25 protein-coding genes are annotated in these 25,462 nt (G+C 59.8%); 12 read left to right on the top strand and 13 right to left on the bottom strand.

Annotation, left to right across the window (positions count from 1 at the left end; all coding sequences use genetic code 11):
* Positions 1-242 precede the first annotated feature (242 nt).
* Both LG300_RS04195 and LG300_RS04190 read left to right on the top strand, forming a co-directional pair.
* On the top strand, positions 243-1,841 hold the full coding sequence (locus LG300_RS04195; protein ID WP_404377144.1) for an isocitrate lyase: 1,599 nt from the start codon (positions 243-245) through the stop codon (positions 1,839-1,841).
* 288 nt (positions 1,842-2,129) lie between these two features.
* Positions 2,130-2,597 (top strand): glycine zipper 2TM domain-containing protein, encoded by a 468-nt coding sequence (locus LG300_RS04190; protein ID WP_404377143.1) that lies wholly within the window; start codon positions 2,130-2,132, stop codon positions 2,595-2,597.
* Positions 2,598-2,724: 127 nt separating this feature from the next.
* Here LG300_RS04190 and LG300_RS04185 read toward each other — a convergent pair whose 3' ends face one another.
* Entirely contained in the window at positions 2,725-3,006 is a 282-nt protein-coding gene (locus LG300_RS04185) for a hypothetical protein (RefSeq protein ID WP_404377142.1), read from the bottom strand.
* 177 nt (positions 3,007-3,183) lie between these two features.
* On the opposite strand from LG300_RS04185, the gene LG300_RS04180 reads away from it, so the two are divergent.
* Positions 3,184-3,666 (top strand): peptidylprolyl isomerase, encoded by a 483-nt coding sequence (locus LG300_RS04180; RefSeq protein WP_404377141.1) that lies wholly within the window; start codon positions 3,184-3,186, stop codon positions 3,664-3,666.
* A gap of 41 nt (positions 3,667-3,707) precedes the next feature.
* Here LG300_RS04180 and nikR read toward each other — a convergent pair whose 3' ends face one another.
* The gene (gene nikR / locus LG300_RS04175; protein WP_404377140.1) at positions 3,708-4,130 is read right to left on the bottom strand and encodes a nickel-responsive transcriptional regulator NikR; all 423 of its coding nucleotides are present in this window, start codon (positions 4,128-4,130) and stop codon (positions 3,708-3,710) included.
* Positions 4,131-4,236: 106 nt separating this feature from the next.
* Here nikR and LG300_RS04170 point away from each other — a divergent pair, with 106 nt between their 5' ends.
* Genes LG300_RS04170 through LG300_RS04150 form a run of 5 tightly spaced genes read left to right on the top strand, consistent with a single transcriptional unit; the run spans position 4,237 to position 9,079 of the window.
* Positions 4,237-5,820, top strand: a complete 1,584-nt coding sequence (locus tag LG300_RS04170; RefSeq protein ID WP_404377139.1) for an ABC transporter substrate-binding protein — start codon at positions 4,237-4,239, stop codon at positions 5,818-5,820.
* Positions 5,811-6,794, top strand: coding sequence for an ABC transporter permease (locus LG300_RS04165; RefSeq protein WP_404377138.1), 984 nt, complete (start codon positions 5,811-5,813; stop codon positions 6,792-6,794). The genes LG300_RS04170 and LG300_RS04165 overlap by 10 nt, the downstream gene beginning before the upstream one ends.
* The gene (locus LG300_RS04160; RefSeq protein ID WP_404377137.1) at positions 6,791-7,588 is read left to right on the top strand and encodes an ABC transporter permease; all 798 of its coding nucleotides are present in this window, start codon (positions 6,791-6,793) and stop codon (positions 7,586-7,588) included. Before LG300_RS04165 ends, LG300_RS04160 begins: the two co-directional genes overlap by 4 nt.
* 41 nt (positions 7,589-7,629) lie before the next feature.
* Positions 7,630-8,451, top strand: coding sequence for an ATP-binding cassette domain-containing protein (locus LG300_RS04155; RefSeq protein WP_404377136.1), 822 nt, complete (start codon positions 7,630-7,632; stop codon positions 8,449-8,451).
* Positions 8,444-9,079 carry an ABC transporter ATP-binding protein gene (locus LG300_RS04150; RefSeq protein WP_404377135.1) on the top strand — a complete coding sequence of 212 codons (636 nt, stop codon included), beginning with the start codon at positions 8,444-8,446 and terminating at the stop codon, positions 9,077-9,079. The genes LG300_RS04155 and LG300_RS04150 overlap by 8 nt, the downstream gene beginning before the upstream one ends.
* On the opposite strand, the gene LG300_RS04145 is transcribed toward LG300_RS04150, so the two are convergent.
* The 4 genes from LG300_RS04145 to LG300_RS04130 form a co-directional block, all read right to left on the bottom strand.
* The gene (locus LG300_RS04145; protein ID WP_404377134.1) at positions 9,044-10,234 is read right to left on the bottom strand and encodes an MFS transporter; all 1,191 of its coding nucleotides are present in this window, start codon (positions 10,232-10,234) and stop codon (positions 9,044-9,046) included. The two genes, LG300_RS04150 and LG300_RS04145, sit on opposite strands and share 36 nt — an antisense overlap.
* Positions 10,235-10,287: 53 nt before the next feature.
* Positions 10,288-10,923: an NlpC/P60 family protein gene (locus tag LG300_RS04140; protein WP_404377133.1), complete on the bottom strand. Its 636-nt coding sequence runs from the start codon at positions 10,921-10,923 to the stop codon at positions 10,288-10,290.
* A gap of 104 nt (positions 10,924-11,027) precedes the next feature.
* Positions 11,028-13,493: a DUF1266 domain-containing protein gene (locus tag LG300_RS04135; protein ID WP_404377132.1), complete on the bottom strand. Its 2,466-nt coding sequence runs from the start codon at positions 13,491-13,493 to the stop codon at positions 11,028-11,030.
* A 179-nt stretch (positions 13,494-13,672) separates the two neighbouring features.
* Positions 13,673-13,915, bottom strand: coding sequence for a GlsB/YeaQ/YmgE family stress response membrane protein (locus LG300_RS04130; RefSeq protein ID WP_044627819.1), 243 nt, complete (start codon positions 13,913-13,915; stop codon positions 13,673-13,675).
* Positions 13,916-14,045: 130 nt separating this feature from the next.
* Here LG300_RS04130 and LG300_RS04125 point away from each other — a divergent pair, with 130 nt between their 5' ends.
* From LG300_RS04125 to LG300_RS04110, 4 genes are read left to right on the top strand one after another with little or no spacing between them, the layout of a single operon-like run.
* The gene (locus tag LG300_RS04125; RefSeq protein WP_404377131.1) at positions 14,046-14,915 is read left to right on the top strand and encodes a D-hexose-6-phosphate mutarotase; all 870 of its coding nucleotides are present in this window, start codon (positions 14,046-14,048) and stop codon (positions 14,913-14,915) included.
* A 59-nt stretch (positions 14,916-14,974) separates the two neighbouring features.
* Positions 14,975-15,166 (top strand): hypothetical protein, encoded by a 192-nt coding sequence (locus tag LG300_RS04120; RefSeq protein ID WP_404377986.1) that lies wholly within the window; start codon positions 14,975-14,977, stop codon positions 15,164-15,166.
* 49 nt (positions 15,167-15,215) lie between these two features.
* The gene (locus tag LG300_RS04115) at positions 15,216-16,604 is read left to right on the top strand and encodes a YcjX family protein (protein WP_404377130.1); all 1,389 of its coding nucleotides are present in this window, start codon (positions 15,216-15,218) and stop codon (positions 16,602-16,604) included.
* Positions 16,601-17,641 (top strand): YcjF family protein, encoded by a 1,041-nt coding sequence (locus tag LG300_RS04110; RefSeq protein WP_404377129.1) that lies wholly within the window; start codon positions 16,601-16,603, stop codon positions 17,639-17,641. Before LG300_RS04115 ends, LG300_RS04110 begins: the two co-directional genes overlap by 4 nt.
* Positions 17,642-17,659: 18 nt before the next feature.
* On the opposite strand, the gene LG300_RS04105 is transcribed toward LG300_RS04110, so the two are convergent.
* From LG300_RS04105 to LG300_RS04075, 7 genes are all read right to left on the bottom strand, one after another.
* Complete coding sequence (locus tag LG300_RS04105; protein WP_404377128.1) at positions 17,660-18,781, bottom strand: ABC transporter ATP-binding protein; 1,122 nt, start codon at positions 18,779-18,781, stop codon at positions 17,660-17,662.
* A gap of 175 nt (positions 18,782-18,956) precedes the next feature.
* Positions 18,957-19,835, bottom strand: coding sequence for a carbohydrate ABC transporter permease (locus LG300_RS04100; protein ID WP_404377127.1), 879 nt, complete (start codon positions 19,833-19,835; stop codon positions 18,957-18,959).
* Complete coding sequence (locus LG300_RS04095) at positions 19,828-20,742, bottom strand: carbohydrate ABC transporter permease (protein WP_404377126.1); 915 nt, start codon at positions 20,740-20,742, stop codon at positions 19,828-19,830. Before LG300_RS04095 ends, LG300_RS04100 begins: the two co-directional genes overlap by 8 nt.
* A 101-nt stretch (positions 20,743-20,843) precedes the next feature.
* A complete protein-coding gene (locus tag LG300_RS04090) occupies positions 20,844-22,118 on the bottom strand; it encodes an ABC transporter substrate-binding protein (protein WP_404377125.1) in 1,275 nt (424 codons plus the stop codon).
* A 159-nt stretch (positions 22,119-22,277) separates the two neighbouring features.
* Positions 22,278-23,681, bottom strand: coding sequence for an ATP-binding protein (locus LG300_RS04085; RefSeq protein ID WP_404377985.1), 1,404 nt, complete (start codon positions 23,679-23,681; stop codon positions 22,278-22,280).
* 74 nt (positions 23,682-23,755) lie between these two features.
* Positions 23,756-24,472, bottom strand: a complete 717-nt coding sequence (locus LG300_RS04080) for a response regulator (protein WP_404377124.1) — start codon at positions 24,470-24,472, stop codon at positions 23,756-23,758.
* Between the two features lie 126 nt (positions 24,473-24,598).
* A complete protein-coding gene (locus LG300_RS04075) occupies positions 24,599-25,396 on the bottom strand; it encodes a Cof-type HAD-IIB family hydrolase (RefSeq protein WP_404377123.1) in 798 nt (265 codons plus the stop codon).
* Positions 25,397-25,462: the final 66 nt, after the last annotated feature.

Raw genomic sequence — 25,462 nt, 5'->3', positions numbered from 1 at the left:
TGCCCCCAAGTGACAATTGTTGGATACCCCCGCCTGGTAGATAGTTATTGCACTGCAGCGTTAGCGAGCAACTCATCGGTAGCGCTGTGTAAAACGAAGCGCCCAGCCGCGACGTTTTACTAAGAGACGATTGGCGTAGAGACAGCGCCGCGAAATTGAATAATGCTGGAATCTATCTCGCAGGTGCAGCATAAAAATAAGCTAGCGTGCGAATAACGATCACGACCCGGAGGAATCAGCTCATGTCAGGACTGCTCGACGATATCAAAGCCATGGCTCAACTGCGCGAAGCCCAAGGCGGTAAATGGGAAGCGATCAAACCTGAATACGCCGCCCGGATGCGCGCTCAGAACCGCTTCCATACCGGTTTAGACATTGCCCGCTACACCGCCAAGATCATGCGTGACGACATGGCAGCCTACGACGCCGACTCTTCCCAGTACACCCAGTCGCTGGGCTGCTGGCACGGCTTCATTGGTCAACAGAAGCTGATCTCCATTAAAAAGCACTTCGGCACCACCAAGCGCCGTTACCTCTACCTTTCCGGCTGGATGGTGGCTGCACTGCGCTCTGAGTTCGGCCCGCTGCCCGACCAATCCATGCACGAGAAAACCTCGGTCGCACATCTGATTGAAGAACTCTACACCTTCTTGAAGCAGGCAGATGCTTGGGAACTTAACCACCTGTTCCGTGCACTGGATGACGCTAAAGCCGCTGGCGATAGTGCCAAAGAGCAGGAGTTGATCAGCAAAATCGACAACTACGAAACCCATATCGTGCCGATCATTGCCGATATCGACGCTGGCTTTGGTAATGCAGAAGCCACCTACCTGCTCGCCAAGAAGTTTATCCAGGCAGGTGCTTGCTGTATCCAGCTTGAAAACCAAGTATCGGATGAGAAGCAGTGTGGCCACCAGGACGGTAAAGTCACCGTTCCCCATGAAGACTTCCTGGCGAAGATCAACGCTGTGCGTTACGCCTTCCTAGAGCTAGGCGTAGAAGATGGCGTGATTGTAGCCCGTACCGACTCACTGGGTGCCGGCCTGACCCAGAAGATCGCCGTTACCAACGAGCCGGGCGACCTGGGCGACCAGTACAACAGCTTCCTGGATGGTGATGTCATCGAGAACGCCGACGATATTAACAACGGCGACGTGGTGATCAAGCAGAACGGTAAGCTGGTGAAGCCCAAGCGCCTTGCCTCTGGCCTCTACCAGTTCAAACCCGGCACCGGTGAAGACCGCGTGGTGCTGGACTGTATCACCAGCCTGCAGCACGGCGCTGACCTGCTGTGGATCGAAACCGAAAAACCCCACGTTGGTCAAATCGCCAGCATGGTGAACCGCATCCGCGAAGTAGTGCCGGACGCCAAGCTGGTATACAACAACTCCCCCTCCTTCAACTGGACACTCAACTTCCGCCAGCAGGTGTTTGATGCTTGGGAGAAAGAGGGCAAGGACGTGTCGGCTTACCAGCGCGATAATCTGATGAGCGTAGAGTATGACAACACTGAGCTTGGCCAACTGGCCGACGAGTGGACGCGTAACTTCCAGCGTGATAGCTCCCGCGAAGCGGGCATCTTCCACCACCTGATTACGCTGCCCACTTACCACACAGCAGCGCTTTCTACCGACAATCTGGCCAAGGGCTACTTCGGTGATGAAGGCATGCTGGCTTACGTGGCAGGCGTACAGCGCCAGGAAATCCGCCAGGGTATCGCCACCGTGAAGCACCAGGACATGGCTGGCTCCAACATCGGTGACGACCATAAAGAGTTCTTCCATGGCGATGCCGCCCTGAAGGCAGGCGGTAAAGACAACACCATGAACCAGTTCGGTTAATCAACCTTAACCGCAATACCCACAGGAGGCTCCGGCCTCCTGTTTTTTTTGCCTGCCCTATACCGGAGCCACCAGCCTAAGCACGGTGCAAGTTTTTTGCACACTGCTTTCTTAATGCCTGACTACACTCTACTTTGTGACCTTTTTTAAGGGTGGCTGGTCAAAGAGGTGCGCTTCCGTTATCTTTTAACGAACGCCGTTCTAAAACACAGCAATTTGCAATGACACATACGCAACGTCTTGCGCCTGATTGACAGCCATCGCTGCTGATACCTACTGGAGGTTTTAATGAAACGTTTACTACCCGTTGCTGCGTTAAGTATTCTGACGCTGGCTGGCTGCGCCAATACCGCTCCCTACTCGGGTGATGTTTACCGCGGTAATCAAGCAAAAACGGGCCAAAGCGTTAGCTATGGCACCATCGTGGCCGTTCGTCCGGTACAAATTCAGGCCGATAGCCGCACCGGTAACCTACTCGGCGGCGGCGGCGGTGCCGTGATCGGCGGTTTGTTAGGTAGCCAAATCGGCGGTGGCTCAGGCCGTCAGCTTGCCACCGTTGCAGGTGCGCTGGGTGGCGCTGTGGCGGGTACCGCTGCAGAAGATCGCGCCAACCGTATCAACGCGTTGGAAATGGAAATCCGCCGTGATGACGGCACCGATGTCGTCGTGGTGCAAAGCGCGGACCGCCAATTCCAGGCGGGGCAGCGGGTTCGCTTGATTGGTAGCGGCGCCAACCTAAGCGTCGCGCCTTATTAAAACCTGGTAAGCGGAACCTATCCGCTAGATGCTGACACCGCCAGAACTAACGCCAGAACTAACGCCAAAAACACAGCAGCCCGGCCAACTTGGCCGGGCTGCTGTGTTTTAAAGCGATCGCACTTGACTAGTGAGCGATTTTGCTGCTCGCACAGCTAGCTACTTTCACCACCACTAGCGCAATCACCGCGAGTAGAATAGTCACCAGCAGTACATCAACTGGGCGAATCAGAGTGGTTGCCCCTAACACGGCCAATGCGACTACCCAAAGGTAACGGTTTTCACCATGGGTTTTCATTACGCTTGGCAGCACTTTATCCAAACCTTGGCTAAAGCCGTGCTCCCAACGCTTATTAGCAAAATAAGCGATAAGGACAAAAGCGATAACCCAAATGAAGAAGATCGTCATAACAAGCTCCAGTGAGTGTTATTTTAAGGAAAAAATGAATTGCTGTAGGGTATCCCTGGACTCCCCTTGGCGCAATAGCGCTAAAGGCGTGGGAACGTAAAAAGCCCACTTACCCCCTGACAAGCCGGTCCACACGCGTTACCATGTTGGGACATGCACTCACCGAAAGGTTATTCAATGCAAATTGCGCAAAACTCGGTTGTCGCGTTCCACTACACCCTGACCAACGATGCAGGTGAGGTGCTAGACAGTTCCGAAGGCCGCGAGCCGCTAACGTATCTCCACGGCGCCGGTAACATCATTCCGGGTCTGGAAAAAGAGCTGGAAGGCCGCGCCGCTGGCGACAAACTGAACGTTAAAGTAGCCCCAGAAGAGGGTTATGGCGAAGTTCAAGAGCAGCTGCTGCAAGAAGTACCACGCGATGCATTCCAAGGCGTTGAAAGCATTGAGCCGGGTATGCAGTTCCAAGCGCAAACCCAGGGCGGCCCGTTGATGGTTACCGTCAAGAAGGTTGAAGGCGACACCGTTGTGGTTGATGGCAACCACCCGCTGGCGGGCCAGCACCTCAACTTCGACGTTGAGATTGCTACCGTTCGCGAAGCAAGCCAAGAAGAAGTCGAGCACGGTCACGTGCACGGCGAAGGCGGCGTCGAGCACTAAGCTCTCGCTTGCTACAAGGGGCGGCCAACGGGCCGCCCTTTTTATTGGGCGCTATTTGCATTTTCCTCGTCGGGAATCAACACAAGCTGGCCGTAGCGTACGCTGCGCGACGATGTTACCTCATCGGAAAACTGCTTTAGCGCGCTCCCCTGACCCTTCAATAGTGCCACTTCCAGGCAGCTATCGTGGTTGATGTGCACGTGCAGCGTCGAGAGCGTTAAGTCGTGATGATCGTGGGAGTGACGAGTCAGGCGCTTAGAGAGATCCCGTGCCGCATGGTCATACACATACACCAACGCCCCCATGCACGGTGCATCGGGTGCCACCTCCTCCTTCGCCTGCTTTAACCCATTGCGGGTTAGATCACGAATAGCCTCCGAGCGGTTTTGATAGCCGCGTAGCGCCATCAAGGCATCTACCTCGCTTAGCAACTCCTCGTCCAGCGTTACCGTTACCCGCTGCATACTCTCTCCTTCGCCGATCCGGTGTGTTGCCCTGCCGCAACTTTCAGCGCTGATAGTATGATGTTATTGTAAAAACATCATACCAACAGCCGTGAGTAGGTGTCCTATGCGTCGCACTATCATACTGGCTCTTGCAGCCACATGCGTAGCGCTCAGCGCCCCCGCGTTGGCCAAAAAGCAGTTGGTATTGGCGATTGGCGGCGAACCCGAGCAAGGGTTTGACCCGCTGTTGGGTTGGGGCCAGTACGGTAATCCGCTGTTTCAATCCACGCTACTCACCCGTGGGCAGGATTTAACCCCGCAACCAGGGCTAGCCACCAATTGGTCGCTTTCCGATGACCGGCTTACCTGGACGCTCACCTTACGCACCGATGTGCGCTTTGCCGATAACACGCCGCTCACCGCTGACGACGTCGCCTACACCTTCAATGCTGCCGCCGAGGCAGGGGGGCGTGCCGATCTCAGCGCCCTAGAGAGTGCCCGCGCCGTAGACGGCAATACCGTCGAACTCACCCTTAAAGCACCGCGCATCACCTTTCTGGATCAGCTAATGACGCTCGGTATCGTACCTAACGCCGAGCGGGAAAACGGCTATAACGAGGGGTATGGCAGGCAACCACTCGGGTCAGGCCCCTACCGGTTAATCGAGTGGCAAGAGGGTGAGCAGCTGATTGTTGAGCGTAACCCCTACTTTTACGGTCCTGCTCCAGCCTTCGAGCGGCTGGTATTTCTGTTTACCGATGAAGCTGCCACCCTAAGCGCAGCCCATGCAGGCCAGGTGGATCTTGCTGCGGTGCCATCTGCGCTGGCAAAGAATATCCCCAGCCACATGCAGCGGGTGATCATGGAAAGCGTCGATAACCGCGGCATTCTGTTCCCTATGCAGCCCGACACGGGTGAAAAAGCCGACAACGGCGCGCCGATGGGTAATAACGTCACCGCCGATCCCGCTATTCGCCAAGCCGTTAATCTGGCGCTTGACCGCACAACGCTAGTGGAAGTGGTATTAAACGGCTTTGGCCGCCCAGCATTTGGCCCCGCCGATGGCCTGCCTTGGAGCCACGAAGGCGAGAAGGTCGCGGCCCCTAACCTTTCCCGCGCAAACGCCCTGCTAGACGAGGCAGGCTGGGTTCGCCAAGAAGAGGGCGGGCTGCGCTATAAAAACGGCCAGCCCGCACGCTTTCGCCTTACCTATCCGGCCAGCGACACCACCCGCCAACAGCTTGCCCAGGTAAGCGCCGAAATGGTGCACCCGCTGGGTATCGACATGCAGACCACCGGCCGCCACTGGGATGAGATCCAGCGGGAAGCGCTCCACCAGGACGCCATTGTTTTCGGCTTCGGCAGCCACAGTCCGCAGGAAGTGTACTACCTCTTCCACAGCGACCATGCTGGATTCGGCTTTTACAACAGCGGCTACTATGCCAACGAGACGGTCGATAAGCACTTGGACGCCGCCCAGGCAGCCGCCAACGCTGCAGAGGCCAACCAACACTGGCAGGCCGCCCAATGGGACGGCAACACCGGCTATGGCCTGCAGGGGGATAATAGCTGGGCATGGATGGTCAACCTCGCCCACGTGTATGCCACCAACCGCTGCCTTGACCTGGGCGAGTTGGGTGTGGCCCCCCACGGCCACGGCTGGCCGGTCACCGCCAACCTGCTTGAGTGGCGCTGGACGTGCGACTGATCGCGTGGCTAGCGAGCCGACTGCTGCGCCTGCTACTGGTGCTACTGTGCGTAGCAGCGGTCTCGTTTGGGCTGGTGATGCTCTCCCCTATCGACCCGGTCGATGCTTACCTCGGCCCGCAAATGGCCCAGGTAAGCCCGGAACAGCGCGCCCTAATTGCTACGCAGTGGGGGTTTGACGACCCGGCTGGCGTCCAGTTTAGCCGCTGGCTACTCCAGCTCCTCAGCGGAGAACTTGGTTGGAGCCACATCTACAACCAGCCGGTGGGCGACGTCATTAGCCAACGCTTTCAGCGCTCGTTTTTCCTACTGGCCAGCGCTTGGCTGCTGTCGCTGGTGATAGGGGTGGTACTCGGCATCGCTGCGGGCAGCCAAGAGGGCTCACTGCTGGACCGTCTGATTAGCGGCTATGCCTACACCACCGCCTCTACTCCCACGTTTTGGCTCGCCATGCTGGCGCTGCTGCTCTTCTCCGTTACCCTTGGCTGGACACCCACCTGCTGTGCAGGCCCAACGGGGGTACCTAGCCAGGATGTCACCCTGCTTACGCGGCTGCACCATCTCATCTTACCGACGATGACCCTGGCACTACTGGGCGTTGCCACGATCACGCTGCACACCCGTGCCAAGATGGCGGCCTTTATGCGCTCGGATACCGCGCTGCACGCCTTTGCCCAGGGCGCCAGCCGTTTCGATATCGCTTGCCGCCACGGTATCCGGCACGCCAGCCTGCCAGCGATCACCTTGGCGTTTGCCTCTCTGGGCGAGCTGTTTGGCGGCTCCATTTTGGTTGAGCAAGTCTTTGCCTACCCTGGGCTTGGGCAGGCGACCGTCGCTGCCGGTTTGAGAAGCGATGTGCCGCTACTGCTTGCCATCGCGCTCTTTACCGCGCTGTTTGTGAGTGTTGGCAACCTCATTGCCGATGGCCTTTACCAACTGTCCGACCCGCGCATCACACGGGAGCAGCGCCCATGAGCCACCAGCCGCGTTTAGCCGCCGCGAGCTATGCAGTCGCTCTTGGCCTGCTGATGGTACTGCTGCTTAGCAGCCGCTTCTGGCTAGGCGATGCCCCCCTGCAAATGCAGTTCGAGGCGCGTCTACTCCCCCCTAGCCCCACCCACTGGCTAGGCACCGACGCACTCGGCCGTGAGCTATGGGCCCGCACGCTGGCGGGTCTGGCCGTGAGTTTTCAGGTGGGGCTGAGCGCAGCCCTGCTAGGCACACTAGTTGCCCTCAGCCTGGCCAGCCTTGCGATGCTTTCACCCCCACTGGACGCCCTGGTGGGCCTCTTGATCGATACGCTCCTTAGCGTGCCGCACCTGATTTTGCTGTTGCTGGTCGCCTTTGCCCTGGGTGGCGGCACTCAGGCGGTCATTATCGCCGTTGCGTTGACCCACTGGCCAAGCCTTGCCCGCGTGCTCAGGGCAGAGCTGCTCAGCGTGCGCCATGCTCCCTATGTGGCTATCTCGAGGGGGCTTGGTAAAAGCCAAGGGTTTATTGTGCGGCATCACCTGTTGCCCCATGTGCTGCCCCACTGCATCGTGGGCGCCCTGCTGCTGTTTCCCCACGCCATTCTGCATGAAGCCGCCCTCACCTTTTTAGGCGTGGGCCTAGACCCTACCCAACCCGCCATTGGCGTTCTGCTGGCCGATGCCATGCGCTACCTTACCGGCGGCTACTGGTGGCTCGGGGTGTTTCCTGGGCTTGGCTTACTGCTCATGGTGCTGGCGATTGGGCGCCTTGCCTCGCAACTGCGCCAGGCGATGTAAAACCCGCTGCGGTTTACCATGTTTAACCCAAGGAGCCTGCCATGCTGAACATTGACCGGCTGACGCTACAACTTCCCCACTATCCCCGCTGGTGGCGGCGGGAGTGGGCCACCTGTATCGAGTCGCTCTCGCTGCACTTGCAGCCAGGCGAAGTACATGCCGTAGTCGGTGCATCAGGCGCGGGAAAAAGCCTGCTGGCTTACGCCATTATGGGGCTGCTGCCCCAGGCAGCCCGCGTTGAAGGGGCACTGCAATTCCAGGGGGAGGACTTAACCCCTGACCGCCAGCGCCAGCTGCGTGGGCACCAACTGGCGCTCATCCCGCAATCGTTAAGCGCCCTTGACCCCCTGGCCCGCAGCCATCATCAGGTATGCTGGGCAGCCCAACGGGCCGGATTCAACCGTCCAGCGGCCCGGCAGCGTGCTACCGAGCTGCTCAGCGGATACCGGCTCAGCCATGCGGCGTCTCACTACCCCCATGAGCTCTCTGGAGGCATGGCGCGGCGCGTGCTCATCGCCATGGCCCAAGCAGGCAACGCCCATCTGATCATTGCCGATGAACCCAGCGTAGGTTTAGACCCCAAACAGCGGGATCGTGTGCTGGCAGCACTAAAAGCCATCGCCCTGGAGGGCAAAGCGGTGATGCTGATTACCCACGACCTGCGCCATGCCCTCTCCATTGCCGATAAGGTTACTGTGATGCATCAGGGCCAAGCACTGGAAACCGCCCCGGCCCATGCCTTTCAAGGCCAGGGAGCCCAGTTAGCAAGTGGCTATGCGCGGGCACTCTGGCAGGCGCTACCGGATAATGGGTTCACTACACTCCCCCTCAACACCCCGCACCAGGAGCCAGCGCTTGCTTGAAGCACACGGGTTATCGTTTTACGCGCCTTCGGGCGCTCCGCTATTGGAGGATATTTCCCTGCGTCTTGCCCCTGGCGAGTGGCTAGGGCTAAGTGGCGACTCTGGTGCAGGAAAATCCACCCTTGGCAAGCTGCTGGCGGGCCAACTCACCCCCTGCCAGGGGAGCGTGCGGGTAGACGGCCTACCGCTACCCCCACGCGGGCTGCGGCCGGTGCAGTGGCTGCCGCAGTCGCCGGAGCTGGCAGTAAACCCGCGCTGGCGGGTGGGAAAGATATTGAAAGAGGCATGGACACCTCCCGATGCGCTGATGAAGGCGTTTGGCATAGAGCCTGGGTGGCTTAAGCGCTTTCCCAGCGCGCTCTCCGGTGGGGAGCTGCAGCGGGTGTGCGTACTACGCGCCCTCGCTCCCAGCGTGCGCTATGTGGTGGCTGATGAAATCTCCACCATGCTGGACCCTATTACCCAACTGAGGCTATGGCAGGCACTCAAGGCTCACGCTGAGCGCCACCACCTAGGCGTGATCGTGATTAGCCACGACTTGGCGCTACTCAACCGTTTATGCCACCAACAGCGTTACTTGGAAGATGGCAGATTAAGCGCGGCTAGCGCGCCGCTCGAAGCGCCATAGGCCAACGCCAATGGCCAGGGTAACGCACAGCAGCAGCCACGAGCCGATGGCCACGCCCTGCCACTGCGACCAGCGCCAGAATGGCTCCAACCAGAAACCGCCGATACTGGCGCCTAGATAGTAAAACACCAAGTAGAGCGCCGAGGCGCTGCCCCGTGCCCCTTGGGCATAGCGCCCCACCCAGCTAGACGCCAATGAGTGCGCCATAAAGAAGCCGAAGGCGTTAATGGTCAGCCCAAGAATAATCAAGGGCAACGCGCTAGCTAACGTCACCGCCGTGCCCAGCATCAAAATCGCAATACCCGCACAGATGCAGCTAGCCGGCGAAAAGCGCCCCGCTAATTTGCCCGATACCGTCGAGCCGAAGGTGCCGCCCAGGTAGGTTAAGAAAATCAGCCCTAAGCCGCTGGCCGCCAGTTGATACGGCGCATCCGCCAGCCGGAAGGTGATATAGCTGTACTGGTTAATAAAAATCAAAAAGTTAATGCCGCCCAGGCAGTAGGCGGCGAGCAGCACCGGCGAGCGCAAATGGCCCAGCAGGTCGCCCATCGCCTGGCGCAACTGAAAGCGTTTAGGCATGAAGGCCTGGCTATTGGGCAGCAGCCGCCAAAAGATAATGCAGCCCACCACGGTCATGGCACCTACCGCGATAAACGCGGCGCTTGGGCCGCCGATGGCCGCCGCGCCACCCCCGACGATGCGCCCGCTAATACCGCCTAGCGAGTTGGCCCCGATATAGAGCCCCACCGCACTTACCAGGGCGGTTTTATCGAATTCATCGCCCATCCAGGCAATGGCGACGGCGGGCAAACCGCCGAGCACAAAGCCTTGAAGCAGGCGCAACAGTAACAAGCTCTCAAAGGTAGGCGCCAAGGCTAGCGCCAGCGAGAGGCCGCCCGCCAGCAGCAGCGTAATACGCATAATGCCTTCCCGGCCGATCGCATCGGAGAGCGGCCCGAATACCAACAGCGCCAAGGCTAACGAGAGGGTTGAAACCGACATCAACAGGCTGACGCCCAGGGTGGACACCCCGTAAGCCTCTTTAAGCCCCGGCAGCAGCGGTTGCGGTACATAGAGATTGATGAAAACTAGAAACGACCCTAAGCATAGGGCCGCCGTCGCGCGCCACCAGGCGCGCGTTTTTGCTTCAATCATGTCACTTCCAACGTTAACCAACGCTGCTACCGGCGCCGCCCTTCCGGCCGTCCTTACGGCGTTAAGCGGCTGCTCAACTGCGCCAGGTTGGTCGGCTCCAGGGCACGTCGCGACTGCCAGTAGTAGCGCTGCCAATAGCTATTATCCAGGCGTGAAATCGTCACGCCTTTGGAGGTGGAGGCATGGAGGAAGTAGCCATTCCCCACATAAATGCCCACATGGTTATAGCGCCCGGGTGGGCGGAAGAAGACCAGATCGCCCGCCTGCAGCTCTTGGCGGTCGATCGGGCGTCCCTCATTCACTTGACCGTAGGTAGTACGGGGTAACTCAACATCAAAGGTATCGCGGAAAACGTTTCTCACCAGGGCGGAGCAGTCGATACCCCGCTCCGTGGTGCCCCCAATGCGATAAGGCGTTCCAGCCCAGCGCTGGTGCTGCTCTAACAGCGCTTGGCGAACGACCGTTGGTGGGGGCGTCTGCAGGCTGCGCAGGTGGGCATTAATAGGGTCAACAGATGACATTTGGGAAGATGCGCCCTCCATACCCGGCAGCGCCATCGAGAAATAATCCCCTGGGGCATCCACGCCCTGGCGCGAGGCGGAGCCTGCACAGCCAGCTAATAAAGCAACGACGACACAAACACTTACAACACGGACAGCGGTCACAGCGGGGTGTGGCGACGCAACCATGCGATTAACCTCGTGACGTATTAAAAAAGAAAGGGACCCAAGCATGGGAAAACCCATTTTTACAAACCCTGGACTATAAGCCAGTTATCCTATGCTTGGCGAGTCTAATGTAGGATCCGTTGATCACCGGGCAGCGTATCAATATGCAGCGGTGCAAAATGGCGCGGCTTATTGCCCGGAAAATCGAGGCTCGCCCAGGGGCCAGCCAATACCGGCGCACCGCATATCCAGGCCACTAAGGCCTGCCGGAAACCGGCTAAAAAGCTCTCACGTTCGGGAGTGTCGCCCATAAAAAACGAGAAACCGGCGTACATGCCCGCCGCATACTCCTGCCAGCCGGCGTAATGATCCGCCGCTAACTGGTAGGCGCGATCCAACACCTCTGCAAACGCTTGCTTGTCGAGCCAGCCTAGCTGCCGTGCAGCAATGGCTAAATCCACTAGCTGGGCAATATCCCAGGCGGCCATATCCACATCGTTACAGCCATCCTCGTTGGTGCTAACGCGGCGCAGGCGCAGCAGATGGTGGCGCTCCTCTTCACCACAGTCGCCGGACTCCAAAATGGCGATTTCAGCCGCTAGGCGCTCCGGGTTCAGCGTGTAAGGCGCGTAGTTGATCTGGTACTCCTGCCGATCCCCGGCTTCCAGCATGAAGGTTAAAAACTCCTGCATATCGTCGGCGCTGGTGAGGTGGTAGTGGCTCTCTACCCACTCACGGATATCGGCGCACTCCCGGGGGCTTTCCAGCTGTGGTTCGCTCCACACTGCACTGTTCAGCGGCCCCACCAGCGACATCGCCGTAAAGTGGCTCAACGTGGGGCGCTCTCCCGGCTCGCACCAGGCATCCGGCCGCCAATCCAGCCAGTGGAACAGGCTACCGGGGTCTTCCAGATGCCAGGCAATCTCGTTAATCAGCGAATCGTGCTCCGGCTCCGGCAGGCAGCTCTCCCAGGCAAACCACGCCTCCAGCAGGCGCTTGGGCGTGGCATAAAAGCGGCACAAGCAGCTTCGTAGGGCACTGGCGTGCTGCATGAGCGGTTCACGCTCGAATAGGCCGCTATCAAGGGCCATGTGCAGGTAGAAGGCAAACTTCTCGGCCATGTGAATCGTCGCAGCGTGACGGCTCACGCCTTTTACCGCGTTGCGCTGTTTTAGCTCATCAGGGGTCGGCTGGCCAAAGCGCGTTTGCGATGGGGGCAGAACGCCGTGAACGGCATCCGCCGCTAACTGGTTGAGATGATGCGCCTGGGCAGGTAGCCAGTAGCGGGCCAGTACTTGATGCCCCTCATCCGCATGTAAGCCCAGCGAATCCTGCAAGTAGACGGCGGCATCCGCACGGCGCTGCTCGGGGAGCGGCGCCGACGGGTTGAGCTGACGCAGCATCACATCGGGTTCACGCACCCCGGCCAGGGCGAGAAGCCAATGATGGGGCGTATTACGCCACGCCTTGAGGCGCGCTTGGGAAGCTTGTCGGGTGGCTTCATCTAATAGCGCGCCAAGCGGATGCCTCCATGGGCTATAGGGGGCGTGCATTAGCAGCTTGTGACGGGCGCTCGGCGTCATTCCACGACGGTCAACGCCTTCAAACAGGCTCTGCCCGCGCAGGTACGCTTTCAGTACTGCGTGCCAATCATGGTAGCGGCGGCTAACCAGGTCTGCAGCATGAGCCGCTAGATCGTCGGCTTCTGCTTGACTTAGCCAGCCGCAGCAGGCACCGGCCCAAGCCAACTCCACTAACCTTAACCAGTCCCAGGCGGCCCACTCCAACGGCTCGCCTTGGTTGACGAAAGTAGTGAGCACCGGTGCGTAAGGCGCATCGTTCGCCGCGCCCCGCTGCCACTCTTGGCGTTGGGCATGATCCATTGCCAGCAGCTCGCGGGCTTCGATATCCCAACGCTGGCGCTCGCCTTGGGCACTCAGCCACAGTATCACTTCTAGCAATTGCTCGCGGTCATGCACTTGCCAGATCTGCGTTAACCACTGGCTAGCATCGGGCCAGTCGGCAGCGCTGGCCGGATAGCCCACCACCGGACGAAACAGCGCATTAAGCCGCCAGGATTGAGCTTCGGGTGCTTGCGGCCATAGCGACGCCGGTGGCGGCAGTTGCGCTAACGCGGCATCCAGCACTTGCCATGTGACGCCTACCCCTTCGCTCTCCAGATCAGCGAGTGCCTGGCAGGCGTCGATAAAGCGGTCATCCGCGCCGGTCTCCCACCCCTTGGCCCCCAGCGCACGGCGTAGGTCCGATAGCCATGCACGCTGGTCGCTATAATCGGAGGTGATACGCCGCGTTAGATGATGCGCCCAGGTGGTCGCCTGAGCCTGGCTTAACCAACCTGCTGCCCCGGCCAGCGCAGCCCACTCCAGCGCGCCTAGTAGCTTATCCGCACTGCCTGCCGGTGCGCCGAGGGCAAAAAACAGCTGGTCTGCCAACACGCCACGGTCGGTAATACCCAGCTGCAGCAAGCGTTGTTCAGCTGCCACCGCATCCACCGCCATAGGGTGCGGTGTAAAAGCCCAATCACACAGCACCAGCTGTTGAGCCCACCAGGCATTTAGCGCGTCGACCAAAAGACACCTCGAAGAAACAGAAAGCGATCAATGAAAGCCATATAAAACAAAGCAGCCTGTTGGGCTGCCAAAGGCGGCATAGTGTAACGGAATCTTTGGCTAAGACCGATAGCAGCCACACAAAACAGCGCTGCCCGGCTCAGAGGCCGGGCAGCGGACACTGCAAAGAGTGGCTTGCGCTAAGCACTTTTGACTTTGCTAATTACCCATAGCAGAACCACAGCCCCCACAGTTGCCGTGACCAGCGAACCGATGAAGCCGCCCGCTTGCAAACCCAACAAACTAAATAGAAAGCCCCCAACGAGCGCGCCGACCACGCCCACGCCGATGTTGCCTAAAATACCAAAGCCACCGCCGCGCATGATATTGCCGGCAATCCAGCCAGCCAGACCACCAATAATTAACCATGCAATAAAGCCCATACTACCTCCTTGGTTTCACTCAGCTTGGGGTTTTACCTTCAACCTATCCTTCCACCTATGCTTGTCCTACCATAGCACACGGCACTACCGTTCTGCCCATTTGTTGCTTTTTCCCACAAGGACTTCCCTTATGATCCCCAATTCTCTCAAACAGCTGCTTAGCAATGTAGATGGCCACCAACGGGCCACTTGGCAAGGGCGTGAGATAGCGCTATTCAACATGGCCTGGGGGGAAATGGCGATCAGCCTGCAGGGCGCGCAGGTGCTGCACTTCCAGCCCGCCGACGACACCGGCTGGCTATGGGTGACCCCAACCCCACAGGCGCTGCCCGGCGCGATTCGTGGCGGTATTCCGCTCTGCTGGCCCTGGTTTGCCGACGAGCGCTACGCCGATGAGAGCCCTGAGCGTACCGGCCCCTTCCACGGGCTTGCCCGTCACGCCATGTGGCGCCTGGACGCCGTTGACGACCACGCCGAAGGTATCGAAGTGCACCTTTCACCGGAAGAGCGCCTGCATAGCCAGCTCACCGCCCGCGTGGTCATTCAAGCCAACGCCCAGCGGCTAAGCGTTGAGCTTATCAGCGAAAACATCGGTGACGCGCCGATGAAAACCAGCGGCGCACTGCACACCTATCTAGCGGTGAATGATGTCCACCAGTGCCGCCTGGAGGGCCTAGCAGGGGCACGCTATTTAGATAAGCTACGCGATTTTGCCGAAGCGGAGCAGCAGGGAACGTTGGCGATACGCGGAGCAGTTGACCGCATCTACCACACCAACGAAGCGGTGCTGCTTAACGACGGCCAGCGCACGCTGCGTATTGGCAAGCAGTCCAGCGACTCAACGGTGGTATGGCACCCGGATAGCGCCCTGCCCAACGACACCCCCACCGATGCTGCACGGCACTTCGTGTGTGTGGAAGCGGCGAACACCCGCCTTGATCCCGTTTGGCTAGTACCTGGGGCGCAACACCTGCTGGGTACGACAATAAGCCGCGGTTAATGATCGGTTCATTCAGGCTTTGCTAAGATCAAGGCATGAATACACACGAAGGAGAGACGATGGACCCTCAGCAATGGCTGGAAGCAGCCACGCTTGCCTTTAACCTGCTTGGTATGGTGGTGTGCTTGGTGGGCTTAACGCTCGCCCAAAAAATGCAGCGCCGCTGGCCTGGCTATAGCCTTGCGGCTGTTGGTTTTATCATTGCAACCCTACCCATGCTGTCTCAGCTTGTCTTGATGTGGCAGCGCTAACGCCCAACCATCTAACCAAGACGCCCCACCCGACGAAGGAATCGACAGGATGCGCCAGCCGTTAAGCCGCGAATTGAGCAATATGTTAGAGCGAGGCCGAGACCGGCAACTGCGGCTGGCGGTGACGGGATTATCGCAAGCGGGTAAAACGGCGTTTTTAACCTCGCTGGTAAACCAGCTGCGCCATGCAGGCGTAGAAGCACAATTAGACCTGCTGCCGGTTGCCCGTGAAGGCCGGCTGCTAGGCGCACAGCGTTTAAACCAGCCGGATTTGGGCGTGCCGCGCTTTCCCTATGACCCCGGCATGGCATCGCTGAGAGACACACCGCCGCGCTGGCCTGAACCCACCCGCGGCATTAGCGAGCTGCGTTTACAGCTGCGCTACCGCCCTGCCCAACAGGGCTGGTTCACGCCGGATATCGCTCACCTGACGCTGGATCTGTTCGACTACCCCGGCGAATGGCTGCTGGATTTGCCGCTGCTGCAGCACGACTTCTATAGCTGGAGCCAGAGCCAAGCCCAGCACGAAGGCCCCCACCGTCGGGCGCTGTTTAGCGAATGGCTAGCCGAGGCAGAGCAGCTAGACCCCGCCGCGGAAGCGGATGAAGCACAGCTCGCTACCCTGGCCGAGGCGTATGCCCAGGGCCTACGGCGCGCCAAGCAGGCGGGCTTTTCTGACCTGCAGCCGGGGCGTTTTTTGCTGCCCGGCGAGCTGGATGGCGCACCGGTGCTGCAGTTCTTCCCGCTGCCCGGATTAGATATTCCCAAAGAAACCCTCGACGCCCTGCCCGAATCGAGCCTCTACGCCACCCTGGCAGCGCGTTTTCGCTACTACCAGCAGCAGGTGGTGCGGCCCTTCTACCGCGACCACTTCCGCCGCTTTGATCGTCAGATTGTGCTGGTGGACGTGCTGGGTGCACTTAACGCCGGGCCAGAGCGTTTCGAGGATCTTTCCCGTGCGCTGCGCCAACTGATGCAAAGCTTTGATTACGGCAAGCGCAGCCTGCTGACCCGACTGTTCGCGCCGAAAATTGACCGCCTCGCCATTGCTGCCACCAAAGCGGACCACGTGACGCCCGACCAGCACACCCACGTGGTGCAGCTGTTAGAAGCGCTGCTGGCGGAGCCATTGAAAGACTTACGCTTTGCCGATATCCCGGTAAAAGCGCTGTCGCTGGCAGCCATTCGCGCCACCGAGGCCCGCGAAGTGCTTCATGATGGCAAACGAACGCCAGCGCTGAAAGGCACCACGTTAGAAGGCGAAGACGTGCTGGTGTACCCCGGCGATGTGCCCAGCCGCCTGCCCAAAGCCGATTTTTGGCAGCAGCAGGGGTTTGATTTCCCAAGCTTCCGCCCGATGCCCGTTGACGACGAGGCGCTGCCCCACATTCGTATGGACGCCGCGATTGACTGGCTGATGGGAGACAAATTGACATGAGCAACCCACAACCCCGCCGCGACTTCCACACCGAAGCGCCCCCCGAACCCACCCAGGAAAGCCTACGCCAGCACGAACGCTTTACCGCTACCGAATCAAACCAGCCTTTGGCGACTCAAGCCGAACTGAAAGCGCTGCCGGAAGAGACCCTAGGCGCGCCCCGCAAGCGCCGCTGGGGGCTGATGTTTGCCTTAGCAGGCGGTGCCGCGCTGGGTACGGTGGAGCTGGCGACTGGCATCCCTGATGCGCTGTCGCAGTCTGAGTGGATGACGATGGCGTGGCAGCTGTTTGGCATTAGCCTGATTGGCTTGGGCGGCGTGTCGCTCCTCAAGGAGCTGGGCCGTTTGCGGCGCTTAAAGCGTCACGACCAGCTACGGGCCAACCTAGCCGAGCTTCCCCAGCGCTCTAACCGGCAGGCCCAGGCGATGGCCGTTCAGTTAAAACAGCAGCTCGCGCTGAGCAATGACGACCCGCACTGGCTGGCCTTTCAGCGGGCGTGCCAGCCGCACCATAGCGGTGAAGATATTCAAACCCTGCTGCGCTACCACCTGCTGGCCCCCCGCGATCGGGAAGCTCAGCGGTTGATCTCGCGGATGTCCGGGGAGACCGCCATTATGGTGGCGGTTAGCCCGCTGACCCTAGTGGATATGGCGCTGGTGGCGTGGCGCAGCCTTGCCATGGTGGATAGACTAAGCCGCCTGTACGGCCTGGAACTTGGCTACGCCAGCCGCCTGCGGCTCTTTCGCCATGTGCTGCACAACATGGCCTTTGCAGGCGCCAGCGAACTGGCTACCGATGCCAGCATGGACATGCTCTCGCTAGATTTGGCAGGCCGCCTTTCGGCAAGAGCCGGCCAAGGCTTAGCGACGGGGCTGCTGAGCGCTCGCCTCGGTATGCGCGCTCAGCGGCTATGCCGCCCGGTGGCGTTTACACCAGAAGAGCAGCCCAAACTAGCCGACCTTCGCCAGGACCTGTGGCGACAGATCAAACGGCTGGATAAAGACCCCGCCCCCACCGCCACACGGCACAACGACTAATACCGCTCACGCAGCGGCTTAAGCCAGCCGCTGCTCGGTTTCAGCATCGAATAGCACCGCCCGGGACATATCGACCCTTAGCGCTAGGCGCTCGCCGGGTGAAACTTCACACTTTGGCCCCACCCGCGCGGTAATCTCCTGCTCACCCAGAGGCAAGCGCAGCAGAATATCAGCTCCGGTCGGCTCCACTACGCTCACCTTGGCTTCCAACAACGTGCCTTCGGCCTGCTCGCTGAGCCGCACATCCTCTTCGCTGAAATGTTCAGGCCGCAGGCCGAGAATCACCGGCTTGTTAAGCTGTTCCACCAGCCCTGCCGTATGGCGGGCCGCTGGCCACGGCAGCAGCAGGTCGGCTTCGTCGGGGGTGGCAATGCGCAGTGCATAGCTATCGCCGTCGGCTTCCAGCGTAGCGCGGATGAAGTTCATCGACGGTGAGCCCATAAAACCTGCCACGAACATATCCACCGGGTTGTTATAGACCTCATCGGGGCTGCCTAACTGTAGAATATGCCCATCGCGCATTACTGCGATGCAGTCCGCCAGGGTCATGGCTTCTACTTGGTCGTGGGTAACGTAGACGATGGTGGTGCCTAAACGCTGGTGGAGCTTTTTGATCTCGGTGCGCATATCCACGCGCAGCTTGGCGTCCAGGTTCGAGAGCGGCTCGTCGAACAGATAGACCTTGGGTTCTCGCGCTAAGGCGCGGCCCATGGCGACCCGCTGGCGCTGGCCGCCGGAGAGCTGGGCGGGCTTGCGCTCCAACAGGTGGGATATTTGCAGCAGATCGGCCACCCGCTCTACGGCGGCTTCCCGCTCGGCCTTGGGCACCTTACGCATCTCTAGGCCGAAGCTGATGTTTTGACGCACGGTCATGCTGGGGTACAGGGCATAGGACTGGAACACCATGGCAATATCGCGCTCGGCGGGGGTGCGCCAGGTGACGTCTTCGCCGTCGATATAGATATTGCCGCTGGTGACCGGCTCAAGGCCTGCGATGGCGTTCATCAGCGTGGATTTACCACAGCCGGATGGCCCCACCAGAATCAAAAACTCGCCGGAATCGATGGAGATGCTGACATCTTTCAGCACCCGCTCGCTGCCAAACTCTTTGCGTACGTTGTGAATCTCTAACGCTGCCATTATCAAAATCCTGTTCTAAGGGGGCTGGCAAGACGCGCATTGGCACCGGTCAGATCACCCCTTGGCGGGGGCGCTGTAAACCCTTCCCTGGGCGCTACTTTCGCCGTCCTGGCGAAAGACCCCCGCTACGGGGTGATCTGACCTCTACCTGCGACTGCCATGCACCTAGTTGTTATTAGCCCTTTACGGAGCCTGCCGTCAGCCCACGTACGAAGTATTTACCCGCCAGCACGTACACCACCAGGGTGGGCAGCGCGGCAATCATGGCGGCGGCCATATCGACGTTGTATTCGCGCACGCCGGTGGAGGTGTTCACCAAATTGTTGAGCGCCACGGTAACCGGCTGGGTGTCGTGGGCGGAGAACGCCACGCCGAATAGGAAGTCGTTCCAGATTTGGGTGAACTGCCAGATCACCGAGACCACGATGATGGGGGCGGACACCGGCAGCAGGATGCGCCAGAAAATACGGAAGAACCCGGCACCGTCTAGCTTGGCCGCCGAGACTAGCTCGTTGGGAATCCCTACGTAGAAGTTGCGGAAAAATAGCGTGGTAAAGGCGATACCAAACACCACGTGCACCAGGATCAGCCCCGCCCGCGAGCTGGAAAGCCCCAGCCAGCCCAGAGTTTGCGCCATGGGCAGCAGCACCACCTGAAACGGAATAAAGCAGCCAAACAGCATCAGCGCGAACACCAGCTCGGAGCCTTTAAAGCGCCACTTGGTCAGAGCGTAGCCATTGAGCGCCCCCACGGCGGTGGAGATCAATACTGCGGGAATGACGATAGCAAAGGAGTTCCAGAAATAACCGCCGACACCTTCGCAGCGCATGCCGGTACAGGCTTCGCCCCAGGCTTTTTTCCAAGGGGCCAGCGTTGGGTCTTGTGGTAATGACAGCAGCGTACCGGCGCTGATTTCGCTCAGCGGTTTGATAGAAGTCATCAGCATGACCACCAGCGGCAGCACGTAGAACAGCGCGGCGATGACCAGCACCGCGTACAGCACGCCCCGCCACAACTTGGCCGCAGGCGTTTGGCGACGAATCACATTAGCCATGTTTGCGGCTCCTTAGTTCGGAGTAGAGATAAGGAATCAGGATGGCCAGCACGCCGCCGAGCATTAGCATGGCGCTGGCAGACCCCAGGCCGATTTGCGCGCGGTTAAAGGCGTGGGTGTACATAAAGGTAGCGGGTAAGTCCGTTGCGTAGCCCGGCCCGCCGCCGGTGAGTGCCACCACCAGGTCAAAACTTTTGATGGCAATGTGGGCCAAAATCATCACCGCGCTGAACACCACCGGACGCAGGCAGGGCATCACCACCCGCCAGTAGATGCGCGGTAGGCTTGCGCCATCGAGCTGTGCAGCTTTGACGATGCTGTCGTCAATACCGCGCAGCCCGGCTAAAAACAGCGCCATCACGAAGCCAGAGGCCTGCCAGACGGCGGCAATTACCAGGGTGTAAATCGCCATATCCGGGTCGACAATCCAATCGAATTCAAACGACTCGAAGCCCCAGCTTTGCACCATGGCCTGGATGCCTAACTGCGGGTTTAGCAGCCACTTCCACACCACACCAGTGACGATGAATGACAGCGCCATGGGGTAGAGATAGACGGTGCGCAGTGCGCCCTCCTGGCGGATCTTCTGATCTAGCAAAATCGCCAGCAGCGCCCCCAGCACGAGGCAGATAATGATAAACAGCGCGCCAAAGATCATCAGGTTGGTGGAGGCAACCCACCAACGCTCGTTGGCCATCAGCCGCGCATACTGGCCAAACCCGACGAAGTCGTAGCTTGGCAACATGCGTGAGCTGGTGAGAGATAAAACAAAGGTCCACAGCATAAAGCCGTAAACGAAAAACAGAGACACCGCCACCGAGGGTGCCAGTACTAGCCGTGGCAACCAGGCTTGCAGCCGACCGGATACCGTTGGCCGCAACGCGGTGCGCGTTGTGGTTTCGCTCATGGGAAATTCCTCGCCAATCAACCGCTAGCGCCGCCGTTGCGGCGGCGCTGGTTACGTACGTTCAGCGCTTATTCCGCGCTGTTGCCGGAATGGCGCCGCGTTTAAAACGAAGCGGCTTCAGCGGCACTAACCATACGTTGGGCGGCTTCTTCGGCGGGCATATCGGCGTCGTTGAAGTAGTTAGTGACGACGTCAAAAATAGCCCCCTGAACGTCGGCGCGAACGGCCATACCGTGGGCCATGCTGGGCACTAAGCCACCTTCATCGGCGGTGCGTTGGAAGTCCGCCAGCGACTGCTGGGCACAGCTGTCGAACTCGCTCATATCCAGGTCAGGACGCGCGGGAATAGAGCCTTTGGCAAGGTTGAAGGCTTCCTGGAAGGTGGGTTCTAGCACCAAGCGCGCCAGCGTGTGCTGGGCTTCACGCTCGGCATCATCGGTGACGCGGAACATCGCTAGGCTGTCGATGTTGAAGGTAAAGGCGTCTTCAGTGCCCGGAGCGGCGGCGCACAGATAATCTTCACCGGCGGTCAGACCTGCGGCGGTGAACTCACCCTTCGCCCAGTCACCCATCAACTGGAAGCCCGCTACGCCTTCAATCACCATCGCGGTGGCAATGTTCCAATCACGGCCCGGCATGCCTTCGTCCATCAGCTCGCGCAGGCGTTTGAAGTCTTCCAGCGCGGCGACCATCTGCTCGCCGCCCAGGGCTTCCGGGTCTAGCTCCACCAGCGCCTGCTGATAGAACTCGGTGCCTTGGCTACCCAGCACCACGCTTTCAAACACGGTGGCGTCCTGCCACGCTTGGCCACCGTGGGCTAGCGGCACAAACCCGGCTTCACGAATCGCTTCCCCGGCGGTAAACAGCTCATCTAGGGTAGTGGGCATCTCAACGCCCGCAGCTTCCAGCACGTCCGGGTTGGCCCATAGCCAGTTGACCCGGTGTACGTTCGCGGGCACGGCCACGTACTGGCCGTCGTAACGCATAATGTTGGCCACAATCTCGGGCAGCAGGTCGTTCCAGCCTTCGGCCTCAGCCACCTCATTTAAATCACCCAGCAGGCCCAGCTCGCCCCACTCCTGGATTTCCGGGCCTTTAATTTGGGCGGCGGAAGGCGGGTTGCCAGACATGGCGCGGGATTTGAGAACCGTCATCGCGGTTTCACCGCCACCGCCAGCCACAGCAAAGTCTTGCCAGCCGTAACCTTCGGCTTCCATTAGCTCTTTTAGCACATTAGCCGCCCGGGCTTCGCCTCCAGAGGTCCACCAGTGCAGCACTTCAACCTCGTTGGCCTGGGCTGCGCCTGCCATCGCCGTGCCTGCCGCTAAGGCCAGTGCGAGGGCGGATTTTTTAAATGCGGGTAACGGAATACGCATGAGTAGCTCCTGCTGTTGTTTTTATGGATAGAACGGTGGGGGTGCCGTTTTTATCGCTGATATGGCGCCGCTTTTTAGGGAGTGAAACGGCTTATTGCAGAGTACGCCAGCTGGGGCAACAACGGGAGTTACCGAGTCCTGCATAGTGTTAGCGATGTATTACAAGTCTGTAACACTGGTTTGGCGAGGTAGCGCCAGCGTGGCCAGCAACCCGCCTGCGGGGTGATTGGTGAGGGTAATATCACCCCCATGTGCACGAGCAATGTGTCGGGCTATGCCCAGCCCCAGGCCACTGCCACCGGTGTGGCGGCTGCGGGAAGCCTCCAAGCGCACAAAGGGGGAGAACACGCGGCCAAGCTGCTCCTGGGGAATACCGGGGCCACTGTCGTGGATATGTAGGCGTACCATGCCCGCCTGCTCTTCCAGGGTTACTCTGGCGCACTGACCGTAAAATACCGCGTTCTCCAGCAGGTTCGCCAGGCAGCGCTTCATTGCCAGCGGTTTGACCGTTAGCAGGGCCACCTGCCCTTCCACCTGCACATCGCCACCCTGCAAGCGCAGCGCCTCGGCCAACTCGGTCGCCAACGCGTTGAGATCGGTCGGCTGCGGCTCTTCATGTAAATCGAGGCCTTTGACGGAGGCCAGCGCGCCCTTGACCAGCTCTGACAGCTCATCCAGCGAGGCGCAGAAGCGTTCGCGCTGAAGCGGGTCATCGAGCATTTCAGCCCGTAAGCGCATGCGGGTAATCGGCGTTTTTAAGTCGTGGGAGATCGCGGAGAAGAGCCGCTCCCGCTCCTCCACCTGCTCGCGAATACGCCGCTGCATGCGATTAAACGCCACGGCGGTGGCCGCTACCTCCTTGGGGCCACTCTCTTTTAAAGGCGGGCTGTCCAGATCATCGCCGAGCTGGCGCGCCGCCCGGGAGAGCCTTGCCAGCGGTCGCGTCACGCTACTGATGCCCAATAGCGACAGCGCCAGCACGGTGAGCAGCACGACGATGCCTGCCAGCAGCCGCTCTTCCGAGAGCCAGCGGTAGCCGCTGAAAATATCTGGCACGCCCAGCAGCGTGGCCACATAGAGCCAAGTATCTGGGGCAAGCTCTAACTGCACCACCAGAATGGGCGGCGAAAGGGGTTCCATCAGCAGGCTGTGCTGCCCCCAGCGGGGCGGCAGGTCGTAGAGCAGTATTTCGTTATTAAACACCCGCAGGGTTTCCGGGCGGGAGAACTCCACCACTACATCGTCAATCGAGAGCTGCTGGGTAAGAATGGTGCGTACATTGTTCACCACTACCGCTTTTTCCGGGCCGCTACCAATGTCTTCCACAGGAATACGCCGCTCGTTCACGCTGACAAAAAAGCGTGTGCCCCCCATATTACGCAGCTGGTCGAGTACGATATGCCGGTAGTCCACCGGCAGCGAGCGGAAAAACTTCATGGTAGAAGCGATGCTAAACGCCATATTGCTGGAAAGCTCATCGAGCTGTTCGAGCTGGCTGGCGCGCACCTGGGAGGTCCAAATGGCGTAGCTAGCCACCTGGGCGGCCAGCACACCAGCAATCATGATAATGACAAAGCGGCCGCGCAGGCTGCTGGGTAGCCAGCGCGAATACCGTTTCAACCAGCGCCGCCACGCCTTCACGACGCTGATTCTACCCTGGCCGTAAGCACATAACCTGCCCCACGCACGGTGCGAATAAGCTGAGAGTGCTGGGCATCTTCACCTAACCGCTGGCGCAGCCGACACACGTGTACGTCAATCGAACGGTCCAGCGGCGGCGCATCGCGGCCGCGGGTCAGGGTATATAGGTCATCGCGAGTGATCACCTGCGCGGGGCGTTCTAAAAACACTTGTAGCAGCTGAAAATCTGCCCCTGAAAGCGCGGTGCGCTCGCCTGCCTGGTCAATCAGTTCCCGGGTCATACGGTCGAGCTGCCACTCGCCAAAGCGTACCCAGCGTGCCTCATGGGGAGCCGTCGCCGAGCGGGAGCGGCGTAGCACTGCTTTAATGCGTGCCAGCAGCTCGCGGGGATTGAAGGGTTTGCCGATGTAATCGTCGGCCCCCAGCTCCAGCCCCAGGATACGGTCGGTATCATCAGCGCTGGCGGTGAGCATGATGATGGGTGTGTCGTTGGTTTTGCGCAGCTCCCGACAGATCGTAAAACCGTCATCGCCGGGCATCATCACATCGACAATCAGTAAATCCGGCGTGTGCTCGGCAAGCTGCGGGTAGAGAGCGTCAGCCCCATCGGCGGTCAGCACCTGGTAACCGTGCCGACCCAGGTAATCCGCCAGCAGCTCACGGATTTCTGGGTCATCGTCGACGACCATTAAGGTAGCAGGCGTGGTTGTCATTGTGGAAAGCGCCCCTGGTGATTGTCGTTTTAGGGGCTAGATGATGGTGGAGCACATCGCCTACCGCAAGCGGCTATCGACTAAGGTGGCAGAGCGCTAGCACAGGACAACATAACTCGCACTACGCTACAGCCCAAAGCGCTGTTTTAACCACGTTGCCACTGCCGCTTCACCGTGGTGGCCGATACGCTGGGCGGCGGGTACGCGGTCAAAAAGTGCCGGATGGGCATTGGCCATCACATGGGCTTCACCGGCTAGGGTGAGCATTTCGGTGTCGTTGAGGTTATCGCCAAAGGCGAGGCAGTCGGCGGCGGTGAGCCCAAGCGACTCCAACAGTGCCGCTAGCGCCACGCCTTTGTTGACCCCGCCCGCCATGATCTCTAGCGAGTCCACCGTGGAGTAAGTAATGTGCAGCCCATCGCCGTGGGCCGCTTGCGCCTGGGTTTCCAGTTCCGCTAGTGCCTCCGGGTCGCCCAAATAGAGCACTTTGCCCACGCCGTTGGCGTCCATCTGCTCGGGTGGCACGACGTCATAGCGAAAGCCCGTCGAGGCGTGCAGCGAGAGCAGGTGTGGCGCTTCGGCATCCACATGCCAACCCGCCTCACGGTAAAGGCTAAGTCGCACTTGGGGCGGCCGGGGTAAATGAATCAGCGTGTGGGCATGTTCCGGGTTGAGGTGCGACGCGCTGACCAAATCATCGTTCGGGTCGTGGGTGTAGGCCCCATTGGTGCTGATCAGATGGGCAGGCACGCCTAGCTCGTCGCGGAACACTCGCATATCGTGATAGTGGCGGCCCGAGGCCAGCGCGAGATGGTGCCCCTGCTGAACCAGCGCGCGTAGCACCTCCACAGTGCTGTCATGTAACCGATGGTCGCTGCCCAGCAGCGTGCCATCCAGGTCGGAAACAATCAGGCGAGGGGTCATAAGGCGCTCCTTGTGCGTTGGCTCAGTTTGCGTGGCAGTATTTCAGCTTAACCGATTCAGCCAGGG

The organism is Vreelandella aquamarina (genome assembly GCF_044805175.1).
Taxonomy (GTDB): Bacteria; Pseudomonadota; Gammaproteobacteria; order Pseudomonadales; family Halomonadaceae; genus Vreelandella; species Vreelandella aquamarina_B.
The sequence above is the reverse complement of the archived record's forward strand: the minus strand, read 5'-3'. Positions and strand labels throughout refer to the sequence as shown.

Excerpts from the sequence above, each read along its gene's own strand:
- LG300_RS04195 (WP_404377144.1), top strand. The coding sequence starts at position 243 with ATGTCAGGACTGCTCGACGATATCAAAGCCATGGCTCAACTGCGCGAA.
- LG300_RS04190 (WP_404377143.1), top strand. The coding sequence starts at position 2,130 with ATGAAACGTTTACTACCCGTTGCTGCGTTAAGTATTCTGACGCTGGCT.
- LG300_RS04185 (WP_404377142.1), bottom strand. The coding sequence starts at position 3,006 with ATGACGATCTTCTTCATTTGGGTTATCGCTTTTGTCCTTATCGCTTAT.
- LG300_RS04180 (WP_404377141.1), top strand. The coding sequence starts at position 3,184 with ATGCAAATTGCGCAAAACTCGGTTGTCGCGTTCCACTACACCCTGACC.
- nikR (WP_404377140.1), bottom strand. The coding sequence starts at position 4,130 with ATGCAGCGGGTAACGGTAACGCTGGACGAGGAGTTGCTAAGCGAGGTA.
- LG300_RS04170 (WP_404377139.1), top strand. The coding sequence starts at position 4,237 with ATGCGTCGCACTATCATACTGGCTCTTGCAGCCACATGCGTAGCGCTC.
- LG300_RS04160 (WP_404377137.1), top strand. The coding sequence starts at position 6,791 with ATGAGCCACCAGCCGCGTTTAGCCGCCGCGAGCTATGCAGTCGCTCTT.
- LG300_RS04155 (WP_404377136.1), top strand. The coding sequence starts at position 7,630 with ATGCTGAACATTGACCGGCTGACGCTACAACTTCCCCACTATCCCCGC.
- LG300_RS04145 (WP_404377134.1), bottom strand. The coding sequence starts at position 10,234 with ATGATTGAAGCAAAAACGCGCGCCTGGTGGCGCGCGACGGCGGCCCTA.
- LG300_RS04140 (WP_404377133.1), bottom strand. The coding sequence starts at position 10,923 with ATGGTTGCGTCGCCACACCCCGCTGTGACCGCTGTCCGTGTTGTAAGT.
- LG300_RS04130 (WP_044627819.1), bottom strand. The coding sequence starts at position 13,915 with ATGGGCTTTATTGCATGGTTAATTATTGGTGGTCTGGCTGGCTGGATT.
- LG300_RS04125 (WP_404377131.1), top strand. The coding sequence starts at position 14,046 with ATGATCCCCAATTCTCTCAAACAGCTGCTTAGCAATGTAGATGGCCAC.
- LG300_RS04120 (WP_404377986.1), top strand. The coding sequence starts at position 14,975 with ATGGACCCTCAGCAATGGCTGGAAGCAGCCACGCTTGCCTTTAACCTG.
- LG300_RS04115 (WP_404377130.1), top strand. The coding sequence starts at position 15,216 with ATGCGCCAGCCGTTAAGCCGCGAATTGAGCAATATGTTAGAGCGAGGC.
- LG300_RS04110 (WP_404377129.1), top strand. The coding sequence starts at position 16,601 with ATGAGCAACCCACAACCCCGCCGCGACTTCCACACCGAAGCGCCCCCC.
- LG300_RS04105 (WP_404377128.1), bottom strand. The coding sequence starts at position 18,781 with ATGGCAGCGTTAGAGATTCACAACGTACGCAAAGAGTTTGGCAGCGAG.
- LG300_RS04100 (WP_404377127.1), bottom strand. The coding sequence starts at position 19,835 with ATGGCTAATGTGATTCGTCGCCAAACGCCTGCGGCCAAGTTGTGGCGG.
- LG300_RS04095 (WP_404377126.1), bottom strand. The coding sequence starts at position 20,742 with ATGAGCGAAACCACAACGCGCACCGCGTTGCGGCCAACGGTATCCGGT.
- LG300_RS04090 (WP_404377125.1), bottom strand. The coding sequence starts at position 22,118 with ATGCGTATTCCGTTACCCGCATTTAAAAAATCCGCCCTCGCACTGGCC.
- LG300_RS04085 (WP_404377985.1), bottom strand. The coding sequence starts at position 23,681 with ATGATTGCTGGTGTGCTGGCCGCCCAGGTGGCTAGCTACGCCATTTGG.
- LG300_RS04080 (WP_404377124.1), bottom strand. The coding sequence starts at position 24,472 with ATGACAACCACGCCTGCTACCTTAATGGTCGTCGACGATGACCCAGAA.
- LG300_RS04075 (WP_404377123.1), bottom strand. The coding sequence starts at position 25,396 with ATGACCCCTCGCCTGATTGTTTCCGACCTGGATGGCACGCTGCTGGGC.